This is a genomic window from Bacillus sp. B15-48, assembly GCF_016879755.1.
Classification (GTDB): domain Bacteria; phylum Bacillota; class Bacilli; order Bacillales; family Cytobacillaceae; genus Mesobacillus_B.
This window is the reverse complement of sequence record NZ_WOFU01000008.1, coordinates 23,223-44,297: the sequence shown is the minus strand read 5'-3', so window position 1 is coordinate 44,297 and position 21,075 is coordinate 23,223. Positions and strand designations below refer to the sequence as shown.

General features: G+C 34.9%; 23 protein-coding genes and 3 pseudogenes. 11 read left to right on the top strand and 15 right to left on the bottom strand.

Features of this window, described 5'->3' with window-relative positions; translation table 11 throughout:
- Window positions 1-14: 14 nt before the first annotated feature.
- Window positions 15-158: a BA3454 family stress response protein gene (locus GNT69_RS20415; RefSeq protein ID WP_203556849.1), complete on the bottom strand. Its 144-nt coding sequence runs from the start codon at window positions 156-158 to the stop codon at window positions 15-17.
- 446 nt (window positions 159-604) lie between these two features.
- Here GNT69_RS20415 and GNT69_RS25650 point away from each other — a divergent pair, with 446 nt between their 5' ends.
- Window positions 605-916, top strand: a complete 312-nt coding sequence (locus tag GNT69_RS25650; protein WP_239094369.1) for a winged helix-turn-helix transcriptional regulator — start codon at window positions 605-607, stop codon at window positions 914-916.
- Window positions 917-1,074: 158 nt separating this feature from the next.
- Here GNT69_RS25650 and GNT69_RS20410 read toward each other — a convergent pair.
- The 7 genes and pseudogenes from GNT69_RS20410 to lspA all read right to left on the bottom strand — a co-directional run.
- Window positions 1,075-2,217 (bottom strand): annotated as a pseudogene (locus tag GNT69_RS20410) (diguanylate cyclase domain-containing protein); the annotation flags it as partial.
- Window positions 2,218-2,342: 125 nt separating this feature from the next.
- Window positions 2,343-2,438, bottom strand: a pseudogene (locus GNT69_RS26310) (NAD(P)H:quinone oxidoreductase, type IV); the annotation flags it as partial.
- A 15-nt stretch (window positions 2,439-2,453) separates the two neighbouring features.
- A complete protein-coding gene (gene glpX, locus GNT69_RS20405) occupies window positions 2,454-3,437 on the bottom strand; it encodes a class II fructose-bisphosphatase (RefSeq protein ID WP_203556847.1) in 984 nt (327 codons plus the stop codon).
- 609 nt (window positions 3,438-4,046) lie between these two features.
- Complete coding sequence (locus tag GNT69_RS20400) at window positions 4,047-4,370, bottom strand: 2Fe-2S iron-sulfur cluster-binding protein (RefSeq protein WP_203556846.1); 324 nt, start codon at window positions 4,368-4,370, stop codon at window positions 4,047-4,049.
- Between the two features lie 285 nt (window positions 4,371-4,655).
- On the bottom strand, window positions 4,656-5,246 hold the full coding sequence (locus GNT69_RS20395; protein ID WP_239094379.1) for a hydrolase: 591 nt from the start codon (window positions 5,244-5,246) through the stop codon (window positions 4,656-4,658).
- A gap of 657 nt (window positions 5,247-5,903) precedes the next feature.
- Window positions 5,904-6,431, bottom strand: coding sequence for a glutamyl-tRNA reductase (locus tag GNT69_RS26100; RefSeq protein WP_343206536.1), 528 nt, complete (start codon window positions 6,429-6,431; stop codon window positions 5,904-5,906).
- Between the two features lie 273 nt (window positions 6,432-6,704).
- Window positions 6,705-7,166: a signal peptidase II gene (gene lspA, locus GNT69_RS20385; RefSeq protein ID WP_203556844.1), complete on the bottom strand. Its 462-nt coding sequence runs from the start codon at window positions 7,164-7,166 to the stop codon at window positions 6,705-6,707.
- 270 nt (window positions 7,167-7,436) lie between these two features.
- Here lspA and GNT69_RS20380 point away from each other — a divergent pair, with 270 nt between their 5' ends.
- Entirely contained in the window at window positions 7,437-8,159 is a 723-nt protein-coding gene (locus GNT69_RS20380; RefSeq protein WP_203556843.1) for a phosphatase PAP2 family protein, read from the top strand.
- 334 nt (window positions 8,160-8,493) lie between these two features.
- Here the strand turns inward: GNT69_RS20380 and GNT69_RS20375 are convergent, their stop codons facing one another.
- Entirely contained in the window at window positions 8,494-8,694 is a 201-nt protein-coding gene (locus GNT69_RS20375) for a hypothetical protein (RefSeq protein WP_203556842.1), read from the bottom strand.
- Window positions 8,695-8,897: 203 nt separating this feature from the next.
- Between GNT69_RS20375 and GNT69_RS20370 the strand changes: the two genes are divergently transcribed.
- The 3 genes from GNT69_RS20370 (at window position 8,898) to GNT69_RS20360 (ending at window position 10,298) form a co-directional block, all read left to right on the top strand.
- The gene (locus GNT69_RS20370) at window positions 8,898-9,374 is read left to right on the top strand and encodes a DUF2975 domain-containing protein (RefSeq protein ID WP_203556841.1); all 477 of its coding nucleotides are present in this window, start codon (window positions 8,898-8,900) and stop codon (window positions 9,372-9,374) included.
- Between the two features lie 9 nt (window positions 9,375-9,383).
- Window positions 9,384-9,605: a helix-turn-helix domain-containing protein gene (locus tag GNT69_RS20365; RefSeq protein WP_203556840.1), complete on the top strand. Its 222-nt coding sequence runs from the start codon at window positions 9,384-9,386 to the stop codon at window positions 9,603-9,605.
- Window positions 9,606-9,770: 165 nt separating this feature from the next.
- Window positions 9,771-10,298, top strand: a complete 528-nt coding sequence (locus GNT69_RS20360) for a hypothetical protein (protein ID WP_203556839.1) — start codon at window positions 9,771-9,773, stop codon at window positions 10,296-10,298.
- A 64-nt stretch (window positions 10,299-10,362) separates the two neighbouring features.
- Here the strand turns inward: GNT69_RS20360 and GNT69_RS20355 are convergent, their stop codons facing one another.
- The 4 genes from GNT69_RS20355 to GNT69_RS20340 form a co-directional block, all read right to left on the bottom strand.
- On the bottom strand, window positions 10,363-10,914 hold the full coding sequence (locus tag GNT69_RS20355; protein ID WP_203556838.1) for a CueP family metal-binding protein: 552 nt from the start codon (window positions 10,912-10,914) through the stop codon (window positions 10,363-10,365).
- 133 nt (window positions 10,915-11,047) lie between these two features.
- Entirely contained in the window at window positions 11,048-12,172 is a 1,125-nt protein-coding gene (locus GNT69_RS20350) for a YncE family protein (RefSeq protein ID WP_203556837.1), read from the bottom strand.
- Window positions 12,173-12,758: 586 nt separating this feature from the next.
- Window positions 12,759-13,982, bottom strand: coding sequence for an acetate kinase (locus GNT69_RS20345; protein ID WP_203556836.1), 1,224 nt, complete (start codon window positions 13,980-13,982; stop codon window positions 12,759-12,761).
- Window positions 13,983-14,096: 114 nt separating this feature from the next.
- Window positions 14,097-15,098 (bottom strand): phosphate acyltransferase, encoded by a 1,002-nt coding sequence (locus tag GNT69_RS20340; RefSeq protein WP_203556835.1) that lies wholly within the window; start codon window positions 15,096-15,098, stop codon window positions 14,097-14,099.
- Window positions 15,099-15,213: 115 nt separating this feature from the next.
- On the opposite strand from GNT69_RS20340, the gene acpS reads away from it, so the two are divergent.
- Window positions 15,214-15,585 carry a holo-ACP synthase gene (gene acpS, locus GNT69_RS20335; protein ID WP_203556834.1) on the top strand — a complete coding sequence of 124 codons (372 nt, stop codon included), beginning with the start codon at window positions 15,214-15,216 and terminating at the stop codon, window positions 15,583-15,585.
- A gap of 40 nt (window positions 15,586-15,625) precedes the next feature.
- Window positions 15,626-16,192, top strand: coding sequence for a TetR-like C-terminal domain-containing protein (locus tag GNT69_RS20330; protein ID WP_203556833.1), 567 nt, complete (start codon window positions 15,626-15,628; stop codon window positions 16,190-16,192).
- Window positions 16,193-16,323: 131 nt separating this feature from the next.
- On the opposite strand, the gene GNT69_RS20325 is transcribed toward GNT69_RS20330, so the two are convergent.
- On the bottom strand, window positions 16,324-18,039 hold the full coding sequence (locus GNT69_RS20325; RefSeq protein ID WP_203556832.1) for a CocE/NonD family hydrolase: 1,716 nt from the start codon (window positions 18,037-18,039) through the stop codon (window positions 16,324-16,326).
- A gap of 14 nt (window positions 18,040-18,053) precedes the next feature.
- The gene (locus GNT69_RS20320) at window positions 18,054-18,302 is read right to left on the bottom strand and encodes an acyl carrier protein (RefSeq protein WP_203556831.1); all 249 of its coding nucleotides are present in this window, start codon (window positions 18,300-18,302) and stop codon (window positions 18,054-18,056) included.
- Between the two features lie 516 nt (window positions 18,303-18,818).
- On the opposite strand from GNT69_RS20320, the pseudogene GNT69_RS20315 reads away from it, so the two are divergent.
- The 4 genes and pseudogenes from GNT69_RS20315 (at window position 18,819) to GNT69_RS20300 (ending at window position 20,986) form a co-directional block, all read left to right on the top strand.
- Window positions 18,819-19,660, top strand: a pseudogene (locus GNT69_RS20315) (tyrosine-type recombinase/integrase).
- A gap of 153 nt (window positions 19,661-19,813) precedes the next feature.
- On the top strand, window positions 19,814-20,062 hold the full coding sequence (locus GNT69_RS20310) for a hypothetical protein (protein WP_203556830.1): 249 nt from the start codon (window positions 19,814-19,816) through the stop codon (window positions 20,060-20,062).
- On the top strand, window positions 20,059-20,439 hold the full coding sequence (locus GNT69_RS20305) for an aspartyl protease family protein (protein ID WP_203556829.1): 381 nt from the start codon (window positions 20,059-20,061) through the stop codon (window positions 20,437-20,439). Before GNT69_RS20310 ends, GNT69_RS20305 begins: the two co-directional genes overlap by 4 nt.
- 160 nt (window positions 20,440-20,599) lie before the next feature.
- Window positions 20,600-20,986 carry an IolE/MocC family protein gene (locus tag GNT69_RS20300; protein WP_203556828.1) on the top strand — a complete coding sequence of 129 codons (387 nt, stop codon included), beginning with the start codon at window positions 20,600-20,602 and terminating at the stop codon, window positions 20,984-20,986.
- Window positions 20,987-21,075 lie beyond the last annotated feature (89 nt).

Below are 21,075 nucleotides of genomic sequence, written 5' to 3'. Positions count from 1 at the left end.
CTCAGCTTATTTTATTAGTTCAAGGATTTTCCCCATTGATCGATGACTTGCTTTTCAGCAAGCGTTCTTATTTCTTCTTCAAGCATATTTTTATTTCCAATGACATTCGTTTGATATCTTCTGCCATTTAACTCAACTGTAACGATCACTTCAATCATATGTTCTTCTCCTTTCATTGCTATTTGAAACAGTTGTTTTTAATTCGTCAATACAATTAATTCAAACATCTCGAATTCAAGATATTTGGATAAAAAAATATATTTGAATCAGTGTCTTTCCTTATCATCTTCCTCTAATGGGAAGGAAAACAAGTTAAAAAGTTAATTCAAATTATTATTAAGTAACTTTATGTAACCATAATAATTCTTTTCTTTATTTTAGTCAACTCATTTGTGTCTATTTTGTGAATTTTATTTGAAGTTTTCGAGATAGTAGAGATTTATTTACTATCACTTGGTTTCTTAGTTCTAAATTATCAAATAATGTGTTATATAGATCCCCTTTCTTTCAGTACTTTTCTTTGATATTATTAGATTAACGCTATACTTATTTTTCATCTATATGTTATTAAAAATAACCAATTAACAAATCGGAGGTGATTCTAATGGATACAGAACATAAATTATGTATGAAAGTTGAGACATGTTATCATATTATCGGGAAAAAGTGGATGGGTCTTATTATTCATACATTAATGGAAGAACCAAAAAGGTTTAGTGAAATTCATGCTTTTATCCCCGATTTAAGCAAACGAGTGTTAAATGAACGGATGAAGGAACTTGAGGACTGTGGAATCGTCATAAGAAATGTCATTACAGAACGACCTGTGAGAACAGAATATTCATTAAGCAAAAAAGGAACTGAACTTGGCAGATCATTAAAAACGGTTGAAGCTTGGGCCGAGAAATGGTTATGATATAAAAAAACCCCTTCACCCTTGAAAAACGAAGAGGTTTTTTGGCTATACCCCTTTAATTCGATTGACGTACGATATGATCCGCGAGTCTTCCCTAAATAGAGGAACCATTTCATCTTCTTGTTTATAAAAATGGTATGAACTTCTACGTTTTTTAGAGCAGTTATTCCTATAAAACTTTCATTTACCAGATATGGTTGTTGAAGTACATTGTGTAATCTTTCAATAATTCTTATAACATTCTGAGTATTTTCAATCGATGGTAATAAAACTAAAAATTCATCCCCGCCGATGCGGCCAACTACACTGTCTTTCCTAAGATTATTCTGTAATCGATTCGCAAAAAGTTTTAGAAGTTCGTCTCCACTATCATGACCATAAGTATCATTTATCTCTTTAAACTTATCTAAATCGAGATACATAAACGCAAGAATTTCTCCTGTTTGCAACGCAGATTCCATAGTTTTATTTAGAATATCGTAAAAACCACGCCTGTTCTTTAGCCCTGTTAATGGATCATGAAAGGCTAAATTTTCCAACTTTAACTCATACTCTTTTCTATCCTCTATATCTCGAAATTGAATTTGGATCATTGATTCCCCGTTATACATAATAGGGATGGCTGTAATCTCCACACAAAATACTTTTTCGTCATACCGAACGATTTTTCCTACGATTCGTGTTGCTGCGCCATGATTATTCATTCCAATCATCTTTGCCAGCCTTGTTTGGAGACTTTCCTTCTCTTCCGAAGAGATAAACTTCGATAATGGTCTCCCAATCAAAGGATGAACATCTTCTTGTCCTAAAAAAGCCACGCCTGCTGGATTTGCAAAAACAATGTGATGCTTGTTCAGAACGATGATAGCATCAGGTAACCCTTCAACCAGATTTCGGTAACAGACTTCACTTTCCTTAAGTTTCCTTTGCAACTCCATTTGTTCAGTAAAATCCTTGTACATCCCTACTGCAAGAATCTCACCATGATTTACTGCTCGATATGTAGCCAAAATTTCTTGAACTACCCCACCTTTGCTCCTTCTTTTTGTTACACAATCAATTATATTTTTTCCACTTTTTAATTTATTTAAAAAATTCTCATGCTGTTCTTTCGACATATCAAAAAAGAAAGGCGGAGGTGTTACGCCTTGAATATCCTCTATCGTCCAACCTAGGATTTCAGTGAAAGTTGGGTTCGCATGAAGAATTTCTCCATCTTTTCCGATTAAAAAAATCGCATCATTGGTATTTTCCCAGATTAGTTCATATAAACCATGACCTATACTTGATTGTTCTTCCATTATAGTCGTCATAAATTTTCACCTATTCCTGTTTATCATGATTCCGCACTTTTATCATTTTCTCAACAATGTAAAAAGACCAAACATCAAGTCATTCGTTGCTCGGCTCTTTTTATTTTATTTTTTTATTGATTTCCTTTTTTCACCCTTTCGGCTACGGTTACACTTGTTCCATATGGATTACCGCCTGCTCCAAACAGAACTTGATCCGTGTAACCTGGAGGGACATTTTAACATTAAATGGAATCTCCCCAACTGACGGCTAAAACGGCTTTTCGATTGTTCATGTAATGCTGACCTTCAATAAAGCGAACGGACCGTGATTGGCCATGGATAATAAGCGAATGAGTAATCGCTATATCCCCTTTGTATTGGACCCCTCTCAATAAATCTCCATCCGTAACACCTGTTGCGACAAAAAAAGCATCGTCTCCTTTTACAATATCCTCCATGTACAACGTCTTATTAAAATCGTTCATTCCCATTTGTCTTAAACGGTTTTTTTCTTCTGCTGTCTGCGGAAGCAATTTCCCCTGGAATTCTCCTCCTAAGCTTTTCAGTGCAGCTGCAGCCAATACACCCTCAGGCGCTCCTCCAGAACCTAGCATTAAATCGATTCCTGAAGATTCAAAGGCTGTACTGATCGCTGTTTGTACATCACCGGCTTGAACGAGTTTAACCTTTGCCCCCGCATCACGAATCTCTTGAATCATTTGTTTATGTCTTTCACGATCTAAGATGCTGACAACCAAGTCTTCAATCTTTTTATTCTTTGCTTTTGCAACAGCTTTTAGATTATCAATAACTGGGGCATTGATATTAATTTTTCCAGCCGCTGCTGAACCTACAGCAATTTTCTCCATGTACATATCTGGTGCATGCAGTAGATTTCCACGTTCTGAAATGGCAATAGTCGTAAGTGCATTAGCCTCCCCTGCAGCAACAATTTCTGTTCCTTCTAACGGATCTACAGCGATGTCAACTTTCGGCCCCTTCCCCGTTCCTAACCTTTCTCCAATATATAACATCGGTGCTTCGTCCATTTCCCCCTCTCCAATGACAACTGTTCCTGACATTTCAATCGCATTAAACATCTCTCTCATTGCAGCTGTTGCTGCTCCATCTGCTTCTTCCTTTTTCCCTCTTCCAGTCCATCTTCCTGCAGCTAAAGCTGCAGCTTCTGTCACTTTCACAAGGCCGATTGATAAATTGCTGTTCATAATTTCATTCTCCCTTCTAGTTTTGATCTTTTTTCCTTCGTTTATATTTAGTCAGAAATGACGTTTGTTCGAAATTCATTCAATCAACGATTATCTTATGCTATGTTTTGCCCTACCCTCTTTATCTCTGATTAAAATATCTCTAATTAAAGATATTAGGATAAAAAAATGTGATTTGTATATTCCAATGTATAAAGTCCTTTATTAAATTACATTATTGTAATCAGGTGACTTAATGTAACCACAATAAACTCTTATCTTTTAATTGTCAATAAAATGTGACTAATTAATGAAAGTTTATTGTTCTTTGTTGAAGTTGGTTAAGGGGTACGTTTTTTTACACCTTTTCTTTCCATTGTTTTAATCCATAGTCCTTTTATATTTAAGGTGAAAAATACTGTATCTAAACCCTATGTTCGTACAGTTTGGCTACAGCTGCTTTCAAATATATTATTCATTTTGCTTGATTACTGGTTTGCATTTTTACCAGTCCTGCCACTTGAACTGTTCGTTTTGCTTGATGCTTAACAGCAGCTTGGACATTAGAAAAATCTTCAATCATTTTTCCATCTATGTTAACCGTTACACTAGTCCATAATCGGAAGCTTCCTATTCTTCTGGTCTCGGACCTGGATCCATTCCGGAATTTTCAACAGTCATAATTGGGCGGACTTCTACATCTCCATCCACACGTACTTGACAGGATAAACGTAAATGGTCATCAAAAATGCCTTTCTCAACGAAAGCATTTTTTTCAATGTTAGATAAATCGCAAAATTCCCCACCTAATATCTCTATCCTGCAAGTTGTACATTTGGCCTTTCCACCACACTGATGGAGGATCTTCACACCATTATCTTCTAATGCTAGTACCAACTTTTTCCCTCTTTCGACTTCAAAAGTTCCATATCCGAGCACAGTGACTATGGGCATTCTCTCATCTCCTTTTAATTAAAGTTCCCCATATTATTACCTGAATAGATTTGGAAAAAAATGTGATAACTAATTCTGTATTAAAAGATCTTTAGTCATTTCATCGTTCCCCCTAGAGGTCTTTGTCATTTTTTCTGCCTATTTAGATCATAAAAACGGTTGTCTTCTTTACTATACGAATGAAAATGAAAATAAAAGAAAAGCACCTTCAATTGATTATGTTTTGCCTACAATTGAGGTGCTTTCCGTCTCTTTAGTTGAAAATAGGTATTTTTTTGAAGCTAATTATTTACCTTCTTTAGCACCGAACATTTCTTCTGCATAGTGAATCCCTACTCCGTATGCACCACCATGTTCTTTAGCAATAGACATTGCCCCAACATATGTTTCTTGGTTTGCCCAGTCACGTTGCAATTCTAACATATATTGCATCCAAGTAATTGGAGTTGCACCGGCTTGAATCATACGCTCAATTGCCATATCATGTGCTTCTGTCGTCACACCGCCTGAAGCATCTGTCACTACGTAAACTTCATATCCATCTTCAAGTGCATCTAGAACCGGCATTACCACACAAACCTCTGTCCAAAGCCCTGCAACAACTAATTTTTTCTTTTTAGTCTTTTCAACTGCATCTACAACTTTTTGATCATCCCAAGCATTCATAGAAGTACGATCAATAATTTCTTGATTAGGGAATACTTCTTTAATCTCTGGGAAGATTTGACCGCTAAATGTATCTGCTGCTACCGTAGACAATACAGTTGGTACATTGAATAGTTTTGCTGATTTTGCTAGTCCAGCTACATTATTGCGAACCAATGTCATATCGTGCGAATTCGTCGCAAATGCCATCTGTGGCTGATGATCAATCATCAATAATGTATGATTCTCAGGAGTTAAGATATCCGATGTCGTCTTTGCATTTGCCGTGACTTTTTCATTTGCGGCAGCTTTTGTCCCTGTACTTTCAGTAAATGCACCAGTACTCAAAACACCAAGTGCCATTGTTAACGCAACTCCAAATGCTGTTAGTTTTTTGTATATTTTTTTCATTGTAAATACACTCTCCATTTATAGTTTTTTATTAATTACGCTTAATTGACAATTCTCAAATTCGAGATAATTGACCAAAAAATAATGTTATATTATTTCCCTTCTTTAGCACCGAACATTTCTTCTGCATAGTGAATCCCTACTCCACCATGTTCTTTCACAATAATTCATTTTTATTTTAATCTATTGGTACATTTCACTATCATTATTCGAACAACCCTCCTTTATAAACTTCTCAAGATAAAGTCTCGATCTTGTATGATTCGAATCAAATCCCCTCGAAACTAGTTATCTCAAATTCGAGATAACTATAGTACAATATCCATTGGATGTCAATACCTTTTTTTGAACAAATATTGTCTAATATTTTAAAAGAACGACATAATTCCGTAATAGAAGTGTCGGTTTTTTTACGAGAGATTGCATGCAGTCTTGACACTAGTGAAGAAACTTTCATGCTCTTAAATACTTAAGAAGTCAACGTTCAGATTGATTATTTTCTTTTAAGGAGTTTGCAAGATTAAAAACTTTAATGAAGACATCAAGCTCCTTTTCTAAGTGAAATGAATTTGCTATTTCTTTAAGTTTAATTAGTGGATCTTTAAAAAATTGATTCACAATACTTTTCGTATGCTTATCGATGATTTTGATTTCATGATCTGTAAGATTAGGCAGCTTTCGTTTAATGCTCTCTAAGGTACTCGTTTGAATCATTGATGCTTTTTTATTAAGTGCCGTTATAACCGGAACTACTTCTAATAAATTTACCCAATGTTTAAACTCATTAAGTTCCCCTTCAATCATGGTCAAAATTTTCTCAGCTGCTTCTGTCCGTTCTTGTAGATTTGTATCGATGATATCTTGAAGATCATCAATATTATACAAAAAGATATTGTCTGTTCCTTCTAAATTAGGGTCGATATCACGTGTTAGCGCCATATCAATCATTAATAATGGCTTTCCATTTCGAAGCTTGTATTCCGTCACAGTGACGCCCCGAAGAATCTTGTTTCACAGCGATGTTCCACGGGAAGGGAGAATCGGTTGCCGTCAAAATGACTACATTGGGCGTTCTCTTCAAAGATTCACTCTCCCTACTCTTTCCCCACCGACGTCATAAAAATCACCGATTTCCTTATCATATAGGAGCTTCACTGTTCCGACAGGTCTGTATCGGTGTTTAGCGATATCGATTTCAATTGTTTTGTTGCCGTTGTTTTCTTTAAGTTTTGTCCGAACGTTTCTCCTTGTAAATGTGGCATATGTTAAATTAGTTAGTTATTCAGTGCTTTTGCAGAAAGATCTAGGCTTATTTTTCAACCAGTCAACGATTCCATAAATAATTAACAGTACCACCCCTATCTCGATAGCATGATCGGCCAAGTTAAGAATTCCGCCTGAGCGAGTGATAAAATCTGTCACCTGCCCAAACAAAAGTCGATCGATGCCATTTCCAATTGCTCCTCCGACTAGAAATCCAAAACTACAATCGATGAGCGTACCGCTCATTTCTCCTGTTCTGCGTAAATATAAAACACCTATAACGAACAACACAGCCACAATGCCGAAGAGCCGTGCATAGCCTGGAAGTAACCCCCCTGCCATCCCGCTATTTTCGATATGTGTCAGTTGTATTCCCCACAATGTAAATGTTTCATTGATATCAATGTAGAACCGAATTAGATATTTAGAAAGCTGGTCCATCACAATAACGAAAACTGCAATTACATAAAATAGCATATATAGCCCTTCCTTCTTATCGAGTTAATTTGCTAGTTATGAGTATAGTCAATAGCTTTTTTCTAGTCTATTATGAAGCTCTAATGATGTAGACACTCGAAGGTATGGCTCTCAGCTTTTTATTTATCTAATGTGTCTGCCTTAGGACATTCCAAGTATTTCGTACCATTTTTATATTAAGTTTATTAAAGAAACTGTCGCTAGTGTAAGTGCTAACCTTTACAATCTGTATGCTATAATTTAAAGGTCATTAGAGAGGAGTGATGTACATTGTTTCGCAAACATATAAAATGTTTGGCTATCCCCCCTCTTGTTACCATTTGGGGAATGACGGGTTTAGTAGTTTCTAGTGCTTGTTTATACATATTTATTCTTTTATCAAGTGAATTAATTGAAACAAAATCATTTCTCTTTGATCAGAAGGTGATTGATACTGTCAGAATGTATGCTTCACCAGCAATGGATCGATTCATGCTTTTTATAACAGAAACGGGAACCATTCTTATGTTTGGCCTTCTTCTTATGATCAGTATGATTTGGCTATACGTAAAACGTAAAGATGTATGGGGCATGCTATTTAATTTCCTTGCTGTAGCAGGAGGAGGTCTATTAAATCTTTGGTTAAAAAACTATTTTGAAAGAGAACGTCCCAACGTCAATCGAATCGCCGAGGCGGATGGATTCAGTTTTCCTAGTGGCCATTCAATGGGGAGTATAACTTATTACGGTTTTTTAGGCTATTTAGTGATACGAAGTAAGTACAAACCTCTTACAAAGTTAGGCTGGGGCATTTTGTTTGGGTTCATGATTTTATTAATCGGGATTAGTCGTATTTACTTGGGAGTGCATTATCCTTCCGATGTATTGGCTGGCTACATGGCTGGAATTGTTTGGTTGATTTTATGTATCAGTATATTAGAAATGATCTATTTCTATAAAAACAATACATTTCAACCTGCAAAAAGCGCGCAAAAGAAAACGATGGTATCTTAATAAAAAGTTTTGATTGGGTGAAAAACCGAAGTTGTATTTTTAGCTCTAAGGAAAGCCGGTTTTTGACATTGGTAATAGTATGGCATCTTAGACGAAAAATGTTGAGATTTTATCGAGAAATTAGAAACAATGAGCAAAGTTTTTCCCCCTTTAATAATACACGTCTTAGTGGTGGTTTGAAATTTCCCTTCAGCAAGCTAACAAACAGAGACCGATAAATTTAAAAGACGGCTCCAAAAATTCACTTTTGCGCCGTCTTTTTTTCAACAAATTAGCATTATATTCAAGGTTAGAAAAGATTAGGAGTAACCTACTCCTATTTGGTTGGCATTTGTCAGCCTCCTTCTATGCAAGTCGCTGTAGAGCTACCAACAATGGAATTCAAATCTTTAAGAAGAAAAGGCAAAAGTTCGCTTTCAACTAATGTTTCTAATGTTTGACTTGTACGTGGAACATTATATTTTTTAAAAACATCTTCTGTTTCACCCCAAACTTCAATAATTGCATTAGAGGACATATTCGATTGTATAACCATTCAGGAACCTCCTTTTGTCCTTATTTTATCACGTTGCTTTATATACAAAATTTTTATTCGTTTATGCCCTAACGTTTCTTACTATCTTTATTTTACTAGTCGTTATCAAATTAATAAATATTTGTTTTATTTTAATATTTATTTATTGTAAAACGATAAATAATATATTATGATACAGCCAACAATAAAAAATGAGGTGCTGTATGAAACGAGGGAAAATAACGTTTTTAAAGTTGGCCATTTTCATTATTTGGATCGTAGTGCTCACTTTATGCATTTACTGGTTACCGTGGTCGGGAAGAAAAACGGTTGAGATGTATCCAGAGTATGCTTATTTAAGATTGCCTGTTCATATAGGGTTAGCTATTACAGCGATTCCATTTACTTTTGCACTGTATCAAGCGTTAAAGCTATTACGTTATATTGAAAGTAAAAATGCTTTTTCAGCACTCGCTGTAAATTCGTTACGACATATAAAGAGCTGTGCCATAGCAATCACTACCTTATACATACTAGGAGGTATTTTACTTATTACTAATAACGCAATGCATCCAGGAATTGCAATTATAGGATTGTCGATCATTTTTACATCCTTAACAATAGCATTCTTTGCTGCCGTTCTTCAGGAACTGTTATTAAGTGCACTCAAAATAAAATCAGAAAATGATTTGACAATCTGAGGTGATTACATGGCTATTATAATCAATATTGATGTGATGCTAGCGAAACGAAAAATGAGCGTAACAGAACTTTCAGAAAGAGTTGGAATAACGATGGCTAATCTTTCAATATTAAAAAATGGAAAGGCAAAAGCGATTAGATTATCCACGTTAGAGGCAATTTGTAAAGCATTAGATTGTCAGCCCGGTGATATTTTGGAGTACAGAAATGATATTAACGATGAAGGTTAAAAGAAGTAGAGCGAATTTTCAGTTCGACTTTGCGTATCAAAAGCACGTGGAGAATTTACCGTAACTCATAATTAGTAATCAATAACATAACCAGAAAAAAGATAACATACTTTTCTTCCAAGATGTACACCCCAGTGTAAATCATAGTTGAAGGGAATGAAAATAATGACACTCTATTTATTTGTCGGATTCATCGTAGTACTTATTTTACTATTAAATAGGAATTTAGTATTGAAACTAATTAGCTCAGATTCAATTCTAGTTAGAAAATTATCAGGAGCAAATTGGTTTCAAAATCCATGGAAAAGTGGCGAATTTTTATTCGTTTTAAACGCTTTATTATTTAGTTCAGCGCTCCTGCTCATTTTTGGAGCTGGATTTTTATTAATCCCTTTCTTACATTTGTTTGTAATGATAGCAGCCGTTTTATCGAGTTTATATTTATGGATTGTGATACATAAATCCTGGAGAGGTGAGTGGAAAGAGCGACTGCTGCAAGGACTGATCGGTAGTAGCTTTTATCTTGTTCTCACGCTTCTATTCACTTATATGATCTTTAACATTGAACCCGATACTCCATATGATGACAACTTTATGCAATTTATCGGGTTATTTATCGGTATTTTCGTTACACTTGTAGCCTTCATAACCTGCTTTTGTATCACTGGTTTTTCTAGTAAGAAACAAAAATAATTGAAAAAAGAGTAATTCCTTTTAGAAATTACTCTTTTCCCAAATCTAACTAATTACCGGCTATTTAAGCATTTTTGTTTTCTGTTAACTGCATCGTTGTAATGCAAGTGCCGTCATTTTTAAACGTAGAAAACTCTGACTCGACGATTTTTCCGTCATGAGCAATTATTATGCGGTAGTTTTTATCCCGAGGTAGCCATAAGTCAATAAACCCGTTAGGCTGAGCTTTCATTGCTTCATCTATTATTACGGTTCCATCTGTGTCTTCAATATATACGTCAAACTCTTCTCCCACCATTTCTCCTTGACAACCTGTCAAGCTATGATTCGTTCAAGGATGGGTTTGATTGACGTAAGGAGCAATAGAAACAAAAAACTCGTCCTCAGGTAAGTCATAAGTTAACTCACCTTTTTCACTATCAGTCACAATGAGTTTTTGAGATGTAATTGAAGCGGACTGATTTTTAATGTTACCTTCACTGTAATCACGCACTACTTCTTTAATGTTTTCCGTTTCAATTTCTTGCGCAGAGTTTCCGTCATTAGTATTTCCCGCACTACAAGCAGCCAATACAATGGCAACCAATATAGTAACCGCAAGGATTTTTATTTTCACCCTATATTTCTCCTCCTTCCCTCTAAATTTGAATAGCCTTTTTATGTTTTACCCAAAAAGTATGCAGATTTTATGAATTTTACTGTTTTTATCATGTGTGAGGCTTATAAAAACCTGAACAAAGAAATCAATTTTATTTCATAATACTAATCCCATTTGGCACTTTACCAACTTCAATTGTATCTATTACTAAGCTTTTTTCTGTATCAATTATTGTTACTGTATTTTCAAACATATTCGTTACATAAAGACGCTTACTATCTGAGCTTGTTACTACTCCATGAGCACCCTTTCCTGTTTCGATCGTTGCTGTGACCGTTTTAGAAACCAAATCAACAACTGTCACGGAAGAAGACGGAGTATCTGCTGTTCCTTGATTGGCTACATAAGCATATTGATTATTTCCATCAATATAAACTTGGGCAGGGCCGTTACCAACTTCTACTTTTTGAACTTGGTCCGTGTCCAAATCTACGATCGCTAACATATTTTCTGTATTTAATGTAGCTACAAGAGTATTGCCATCAGAGGTAATACCTGTAGTTACCGGTGTTGGCCCCACTGTTATCTTCTTCTCTTCCTGCATCGTTTCGAGATTTAAAACACTCACAGTATCTTCACTCATATTGGCAATATATGCCTTTTGGCTATCTGCTGAAATTCTAAATCCATGTGGTCCTTCTCCAGTACTAATCGTTTTCGTTACGGTGAAACTGTTCATATCAATCACTGAAACATTATTGTCTTCTGCATTCGTTACTAATGCATATTTTCCATCCTCCGTAAAAACAAAGTGAGCGGGATGATTCCCTACCTCAATCGATTTTAAGAGTTCATTTGTGTCAGTGTTGAAAAACAAGGCCAACCCTAATTCTTCACCATGTCCGTGTCCATCGTCACCGTGCGAATCTTCTCCATGAGATGCTTGATCTTCATTCATTGGAATCACGGTGGCACCGAGCATCTTTCCATCCGGTGAAACCTGTACATTGTGAACAATACCATCTACTTCAATAAACTCGACAACCTCATTCGTGGATGCATTTATTTTAGAAATACTTCCTCCCTCATCTGCAGTAAAATAAAATTTAGTGTCTTCTAATTCAGAAAGGTTGATATCTGTGCCTTCCTCAGAGGTCTGTTTCTCTTCTTGTGCCTCTACCTCAGTTGCTGAACTCTGATTTGAGTCAGAGCTACACCCCGCAAGGATGGCTCCAGAGATTAGTAGGGTGATTAAACTTAATCTTGTTTTATTCATGTCTTTCTTCCTCCTTTTTTGAATCTATCGTTATAATAATGACTATGGGAAATTTAAATATGTGACGTACTTCACTTTATAAAAAAAGGCAAGAAAGATCTTAAAATAATGTGAAAATCCATATAAAATGCATAATTTGCTATTAAAATTTATTTTTTGTTTTAATGGATTTAACAAGTCCATTTTTGAAATGAAGGAACAAAGCGTTTTTGGGGGGATTATTGTGTATGAATTGAGCAACTTATGCGAAGTGTTGAGCCATTCATTGCGAAGAAATGAACCATCATTTGCGAAACAGTGAGCCAAGGATAGAACTATTCTTTCATTGAATAGAGCTAGGTCCATAGCCAAGCTGCTTTCCATTGACTATAATGCCCGATTCGTTGCAGACGCTGGAAGGGGGAGGGTACCTTCTGGATAGTCAAAGATATAAAATCATAGTTTTTGGAATCAAAAATGTTATATAAATTTGATTGGTTTTCAATAAGATCAGTCCTCCGCAAACGGGCCATTTAATGGAGTAAGAAGCATTTAAGGCAATAGCCTTTTAAGGCTCTTGCCTTGTTTTCTAATATTAATCTCTAAGTTAAACTGTTATTAATTCTTTTACTAAAATTTTTCCTTGATAGGCTATTCTTACGACATCTCTAGCAATCATTACTTCTTCGTTTGTTGGAATAACTAAAACTTTTACAGGTGAGTGTGAATAGCTGATTAAGCGCTCATCACCACGAACTTTATTAAGAGATGGATCCCAATAGACACCCATAAATTCTAAGCCAGTTAAAATGCGTTCACGAATTGTAGCACTGTTTTCACCTATTCCAGCTGTAAATATAATAGCATCTACACCATTCAATCTGGCTGTATAAGAACCAATGTACTGATGAACACGTTCGGCAAATACTTTTAAAGCTTGCTCAGCACGTATATTTCCTTTTTCTGCTTCTTGTTCAATATCACGTAAATCACTTGAAAAACCTGAAAGGCCAAGCATTCCACTTTGTTTATTTAAAACTACTAACACTTCATCTGCTGTTTTACCCGTTTTTTTCATGATATAAGGAATTAGTGCTGGATCAATATCTCCTGAACGCGTTCCCATTGTCAAACCAGCTAATGGAGTAAAACCCATGGATGTATCAACCGATTTTCCTCCTTCAATTGCAGTAATACTCGCACCATTCCCTAAATGGCATGAGATTAATCTAAGCTGTTCATTAGGTTGACCTAAAAATTCAGCTGCCTTTTCCGATACGTATTTATGTGATGTTCCATGAAATCCATATTTGCGTATTCCATATTTTTCATAATAGTCATACGGTAAACTATAGAAAAATGAGCTCTCTGGCATTGTTTGATGAAAAGCTGTATCAAACACGGCAACTGCAGGAACATTGGGGAGAACCTCTTGAAAAGCTTTAATTCCTATAATATTAGCAGGATTATGAAGAGGAGCAAGTTCGGTAAGATTTTCAACTTTTTTTAAAACATCGTCTGTAATTAATACAGAATCACTAAACTCTTCTCCGCCATGTACAACACGATGCCCAACACCTTTAATTTCATCATATGATTTAATAATTCCTAGATTGGTTAATTTATTGAGCAGAATTTTAACTGCTAAACTATGATCAGGAATGTCAATTGCTTCTGTAACTTTATTACCACTTACAGTGATGTTAAAGATCGAATTGTCTAATCCAATTTTTTCAAATACACCTTTAGTAATAACTTTCTCTGATGGCATTTCAAATAATTGAAACTTTAAAGAAGAACTTCCAGCATTTATAGAAATTACTTTTGCCATTTAAACTTCAGTTCCTTTCTATTTATAATTTGGGACTGAATCTCTAAAAGCTATGTTTAATAATATCTGGTTTGTAGGTGAATTCCCGATTAAATTTGACCCATTCTAAAGACTTTATAGTGATTTGGCCCGAACAACTGCCATAATAATAACGCCATAAACATCGTCAACAGATGAACCACGAGATAAATCACTAACAGTCTTTGCGAACCCTTGTAAGAATGGACCATAAGCATCTGCCTTTGCAAAACGTTGAATCCCTTTATATAAAATATTCCCTACATTTAAATCAGGAACAATTAGAATATTGGCTTTACCAGCAACAGGACTGTCCAATCCAACTTTTTTTGTTGCAATTTCGGGGACAATAGCAGCATCTAGCTGTAATTCTCCATCAATTAATAAATTTGGTTGCCGTTCCTTTGCAAAATTCAGGGCATCAATAACCTTCTTGGTTGCATCACTTTCTACACTCCCTTTGGTCGAGTACGATAGAAGTGCAACACGTGGTTCCCAACCTAGTAAAGCTTCCGTTGTCTGTGCTGTTGTGATTGAAATATCTGCTAATTCGGAAGGATTTGGATTTTCACAAACACCACCGTCTGCTAGCACAATTAAATTACCTTCTGACCCTTCAAAGCTTGGAATATTCATTAGGAATATGCTAGAGGGAACAGAAATACCCTTTTGAAGTCCAACAATCACCTGACTGGCTAAAATTACGTCAGCCGTTGTATTGTCGATACCTGCAACCATTGCATCTGCTTGCCCCCGATGTAGCATCATAGCTGCAAAATATAAAGGATTTTTTAAGACACGATTCAATTTCTTAACGGAAAAAATTTGATTTTCTATATAAAATTCTTCCGCCAGTTTTCCAATTAAACCTTCATCGTCATTAGAAATGATTGTCATATCATTTATATCTATATCTGCTTCATTAGAAGCTTCATGAATTTTTGTAGGAGAACCAACTAATATTGGAAAAGCAATTTTATTATCTAGAGCCTTTTTTGCTGCTTTCAAAATGATAGGATTTTGAGCCTCAGGGAATAATACTTTTTTCGGACAGTTTTTTGCTTTTTTTTCCAATTGACTCATAACATCTAAAGTCATCTACATTCACCTTCCTATTTCATTTTCTTTGACAAAAAAATAAACAGATTGTTATGTTATAATAATAAAGACATTCAAATTTATATGACATTCTATTTATTTAAGGAGTTTTTTTATGATTATAGGAGTTGGCGTTGATATTTTAAGCCTAAATCGCTTTAATACAATCATGCAGGGTAAATCAGATTCTTTTGTAAGGCGAACATACTCTACAAACGAATTGGCTGAAGCTCATCAGCGGGACAACTCTATATTATTTTATGCTTCTCGTTTCGCTGCAAAGGAAGCTGTTTTTAAAGCTCTAGGTGCAAAAGGCGATTTCATAGATCTTCGAGATATTTCTATACAGACATTGCCAACAGGGCAACCTGAAGTACAACTAATGGGATCCTTAAAAGCCCATGCAGATTCTAATTCTATTTCTCAAATCAAATTATCAATCTCTTATGAAACTGACTACGTAGTGGCTTTCGCTGTAACTGAATAATTATTGTAAAGTGTTCAACCTTTGGAGGTAATTATCTTTTATGAAAGACATACTTGTAGATTCTCGAACTAAATTAAAATGTACATTGATAGACTTAATGATGAAGCATTCAATTAATGATATTGATATTAAAAAGCTAGCCAATGAAGCTAAAGTTAGCCGAAGCACATTCTACGCAAATTACACTAGTAAATATGAGCTTCTGGAAGAAGTTGAACAAGAAGTTTTACAAGAAATCAGTAGAATAAATAAAAACTTTCCCAACTTTCCATTGGATAATTATTCAATCAATCGTCCATATCCCTTTTTCTATGACACCTATTTGTATGCTAATGAGAATCGAGATGTATTTAGGGCTTTTTTAGGACCTTATGGGAGTACGACATTTATTTATAAATGGAAAAATCATATTATTCGAAACTTTAATCAATATATTGAACTCCATCATTTAAAAATTAAGGATGAAGGATTTATGACTGAAGTAATTTCAACATCACTAATTGCAATTATGCGTTATTGGTTGTTCCATAGTCCGAATACAACTCCTAAAGAAGTATCAATTATTGCTGGTCGTATGATTACAGGTGCAATGAGAGATTTTCAATAAAAATGAATTAAAAATCGGGGATTAAACATACGTTGTTTATCCCCATATTTTTAGATTTCATAAATATATATTTTCTTAATATTATTATTAGATTTTATATTTTCTTCCGATAGAAGAATAGTAGAGCAAACTTATCTATAAATAAATTCGCCATCTTGGTATTTAGGTGGAACAACAGGAATTTGTAAATAGGAATCATATTGACCACCAGTATGGACAATGTGTGTCCCTTTGTTGTTTGTGTCCCATGCAAACGGCTCAAACCATCCTTCTCTGATGTAGTGGCCCGATACTTGTACACGAATCTGTTGACCTTTATGCCAAATGCGGCTTGTAGGATAGATCTCAATTTCAACTGGTACAATTTCACCAGGGTTTAACTTTTGAATATTCTTATGAGTATGGATTGGTTGGAATTCTGTTGATTTTTTTTCATCTAATTCCCGATGAGAAACTCTCAATTTACCAGGTGCACCTGGGTGTGGTTCTCCAATAACGCTTGTTGGTAACCATTCACCAGTTGTACTTAATTTTTGAACGTTAATAAATAAGTCTGCATCATCGTTACCATCTACTTCAACCCATAATTTTAATTTGATAAAACCTGTAATCTCAGTCTCTTCTTCGAATGGCATATCAAAGGTTATAACACCAGTTTCTCCATCGTAGCTAGCTTTAGATTCCGTTTGGACTGGTTCAGATGACATGGATGAATTTGATGCATCTAAATACAGTTTCTTATATTGTGTACGTTTTAATGGGAAGCTATCTTCAGGTCGATTCTTTTGATAATCACAGTCGAAAGCATCCATTACTTCTAAACGAACCCTTGGAGTCATTTCCCAGCCATTATGGATTCCTTTCAAATATCGATCGAAGAATTTCTTTAAGTCCTCTAAGTTCTCATTTGAATATGCATCTGGCCATTCAAAGTCACGGTGAACACGTAACCATTTCTTAGGCGAACGGATTTTACGCCAACCGTTGATGCTTCCTCTTAAGTGCAAGTGACTCCATCCACCACAGACATAAGCTGGAATCTTAATCTTATCGAACTTTGCAATTTTAGATTCCCAATAAGCATTAATGGTTGGATATTTTTCCGCCATTGCTGGGTGGTCTTCTATTAAACCTGGTCCATAAATATCCTGCATAACAAATTTATTAAATCCAACTGCTGGAATCCCACCTTCACAAATGAATTCACGGTATAAATCGGAACAACCTTCCCAAGGAGCGATACAAACTAAATGGGGGGGTTGTTCTGCTGCGGTGTACCATTGAGTCATTGCAACTCCGGAGTTTCCAGCCATTCCAACTTTTCCGTTGCTCCAATATTGTTGTGCAACCCACTCAATAACATCATAAGCATCCTGTGCCTCAGCTTCACCCCAAACGTGCGCATCTCCTTCTGAATTCCCAATACCTCGAGGATCAACATTTATAACAGCGTAACCATTTTTACACCAATAACCAGGATCTGGAGATTCAAATTTTGTCATATTTGAAACAGTTTCTGTAGGAACACCCATGATACGCCAACTTTTAGGCATATCAAATGGTCGCTTTCCATAGAAACTCCAAGCAATAATTGCTGGAACATTGGTTTGATTAGCTGGACGATAAACATCAACGTAAATTTTTACACCATCACGGAGGGTAACTGTTGTATCTTGTTCACATAAAATATCGTTTTGAATATAGGATCTTGGATTTAATTCACCGTAATAACCCCATCCACCAGGATTATTATCATAAGAGTCTGCTTTTCGAGGCTTACGGTATAATACTTCGATCTCTTCGTTACCAAATTTTTCCACCTTTACTACATGTTGTTGGTTTGACATTTGCTATTCCTCCCTTATTCAGCAATAGTTTCAACTACGTAATCGACTTGTTCTCCAACTGTTTGCTTAGCTCTATATTTCATAAAGTTTAAATCATAACCATATTCATCTTCAATTTCACCAATAATTTGCACAAAATTGACTGATTTTGCATTATAATCTTCGGATATATTTGTGTCTTTTGTTATTTCTTCCTGCGCTACTCCAAATGTATTAGCAATACTTTTTGCAACAAAGTTAAAAACCTCTTCTTTTAATTCCATATTGGTTTCACTCCTCTTTTATTTAATGCTTTACAATACTTATATTAAAGGAATGGAAGCGGTTTCAAAATAACATTTGTGGACACTATGTCCGATTCGATTGGACACTTTTGCTCAAAATGTCCATTTAAATGTGAGAAAAGATATAGAGGAAATTAACGAAAGCATTAATTTTAAAAATGCCTTTGATGATAATTGATTAAGAGGATATTAAGAATTGGGAGTGGGATATTTTCTTATAAGTATTTGTGAAGATATGGTACTCAAACTAAACGAGTTTGTCCATGAAATAAGAATTAAATAATTTTAAGGGTGAGGCCATATCTTAGTTATTCCATTAAAGGGCGCATTTCTTGAGTAGAAGAAGTGCCTTTTTTCTTGTCTATTAAGGGTTCTCACGTTTCAATAATTGAGAATTGTCTGCGATTGTTGAATAACTTGCGTATAAAAAAGGCTCTTCTTGAACATAATAGTGTCTAGATTAATTGATTTATAACATAGGAGAGTGAAAGAATAATGTTATTATCAGAAGCTTGGAAAAAGTATCAACTAGATAAAAAGATTGAAGGATATTCCCCACTAACATTAAAAACATATTGTTTTCAATATAATCTCTTATTACGATTTTTCGGTGCTATTGATATGAATGAATTTACTACTGAGAAATTAAAAGAGTACCTAATTCAGGCAGGAGAACACTTAAAGCCTTCTAGTTTAGGTCACAGGGTTCGTTGTATTAAATCCCTATTCAAATGGGCACATGATGAAGGATTTATTACTAAAAACCCTGCTGCTAAATTAAAAGAGCCGAAATTAGGCAAAAGGATTCCAAAATCCCTTTCAGAACTAGAGATTGAACATCTTAGGGAAGCCTGTCATACTTCGATGGAGAATGCGTTATTTGAATTTATGTATTCTACTGGCTGCCGTATTGGGGAAGTTGTAAAATTAAATCGTGATGATATTAATTTCGCAATGAACTCAGTCATTGTACATGGGAAAGGTGATAAAGAAAGGGAAGTGTATTTTAATACCCGTTGCTCCATTTGGTTAAAAAGGTATCTAGATGAGAGAAATGATGAAGATTCCTGTTTGTTTATTACGGAAAGAAGGCCAAATAGGCGTATGAGCATTGATAATCTGAGATATATTATCAAACGCATATCGAATCGTGCTGGGGTAAAAAAGAGTATACATCCTCATCAATTACGACACAGCTATGCTACACATATGATTAATAATGGTGCACCCCTTGAGGTAATTCAGAGCCTACTAGGTCATGAGAAGAGTGAGACTACAAAAAATATGCTCAGCTAAGTGGAAAGTTGAGACACGATTTTTATAGTAAGTATTTTTGAAATGATTTTAATTAAAATCAAAATGGTGATTCACAAATTAAAGTTATATCTGCTAAAAACGGGATTTCTGTTTCACTAACAGAGGTATTTATTTAAGTTGTCATAGGAATATGTTATGGTGATGACAGGAAGCAAAACAAGGAGTGATAAACTATGAAATGGGAAGAGGTTCGTAAATTATACCCAGATCAATATGTAAAACTTAATATCCTTGATTATTACTTAGAAGATGATAGAAAAATTGTAACAGATGTAGCATTAATTAATGCCATTGAGGATTCTAAATTGGCTACAAAAGAGTTGCTTAAATCAAAAGGGAATACCATTGTTTATCATACAGGTTCCGATAAAATTGTTATTGAAATGAGAACTCCAACAGGCTTAAGAGGTATGAGATTATGAAGTTAGAATTAGTGAATCGTTTACTCGAAGTGGAAATGATGATTTCCTATAAAGGAAAAACGAAAATAATAGATAAGCTTGTTATTGATACTGGCGCAGCTCATACTCTAACATCATCCGACATTGTTGAGGACATAGGTGTATACTTTGAAAATGGAGATCCTTTAGTCAGTGCGTACGGAATTGGCGGTGAGGAGTATTCCTTCCGAAAACCAGTTGATTTTATTAAGTTTGGTACACATGAAACATCAGAAATGAAGCTAGATTTTGGGAATTTGGATGATTGGGGCATCAATGGTCTCATAGGACTTGATATCTTAATGAATGGAAAATTCATCATTGATTTAGAGAAGTTAGAATTAGTTCAAAACCATTAAATAAAATATGAATTCCATAGCAATAGTTGAAGCGTATCTCTCAAATAAGGGACACGCTTATTTTGGTTTAGGACCATATTCTTTAGTAACGCTAATGAATAAGAACATTTGAATTTTATGGTAAAATAAAGTAAAGAAGTTCGAAAATGGGTGGAGTTTTATGAAAAGAAAATTATTGTTATTTAACTTTTTATTTGCTTTGTTGTTTCTGACAGTTGCTTGTAATCAACAAGCAGATATTAATATGAGTGAAGTTTTGGGGCAAATAGAGGAAGACCTTAGAGAATTAGACGTAGTAGAAACAACTGCATCTTCATTTGATGGGGAAAGTGATATTAAGTTTAGGTTAATGGTTAAAGAGCATCTGACAGAAGAAGAAGCTAATATTTTGTTTAATAAAATATTAGAAAGTATTGCTCAATCCTCAAATCATTCAGATGTATGGGATTATTATAATGGCTATTTTGATATTAAATCTTATGATAAAGGTGTGATCTATGAAGCAACTAAAGTTATAGGGGAAGACTTGAAAGTTACTCCTAAATAACAAAACTTATTGAATTATCGGGCGCAATCCTTGAATAATGATCAGCGCTCTTTTTCCTTTTAAGGGCGCGATTGTGGGAGATCATAAGC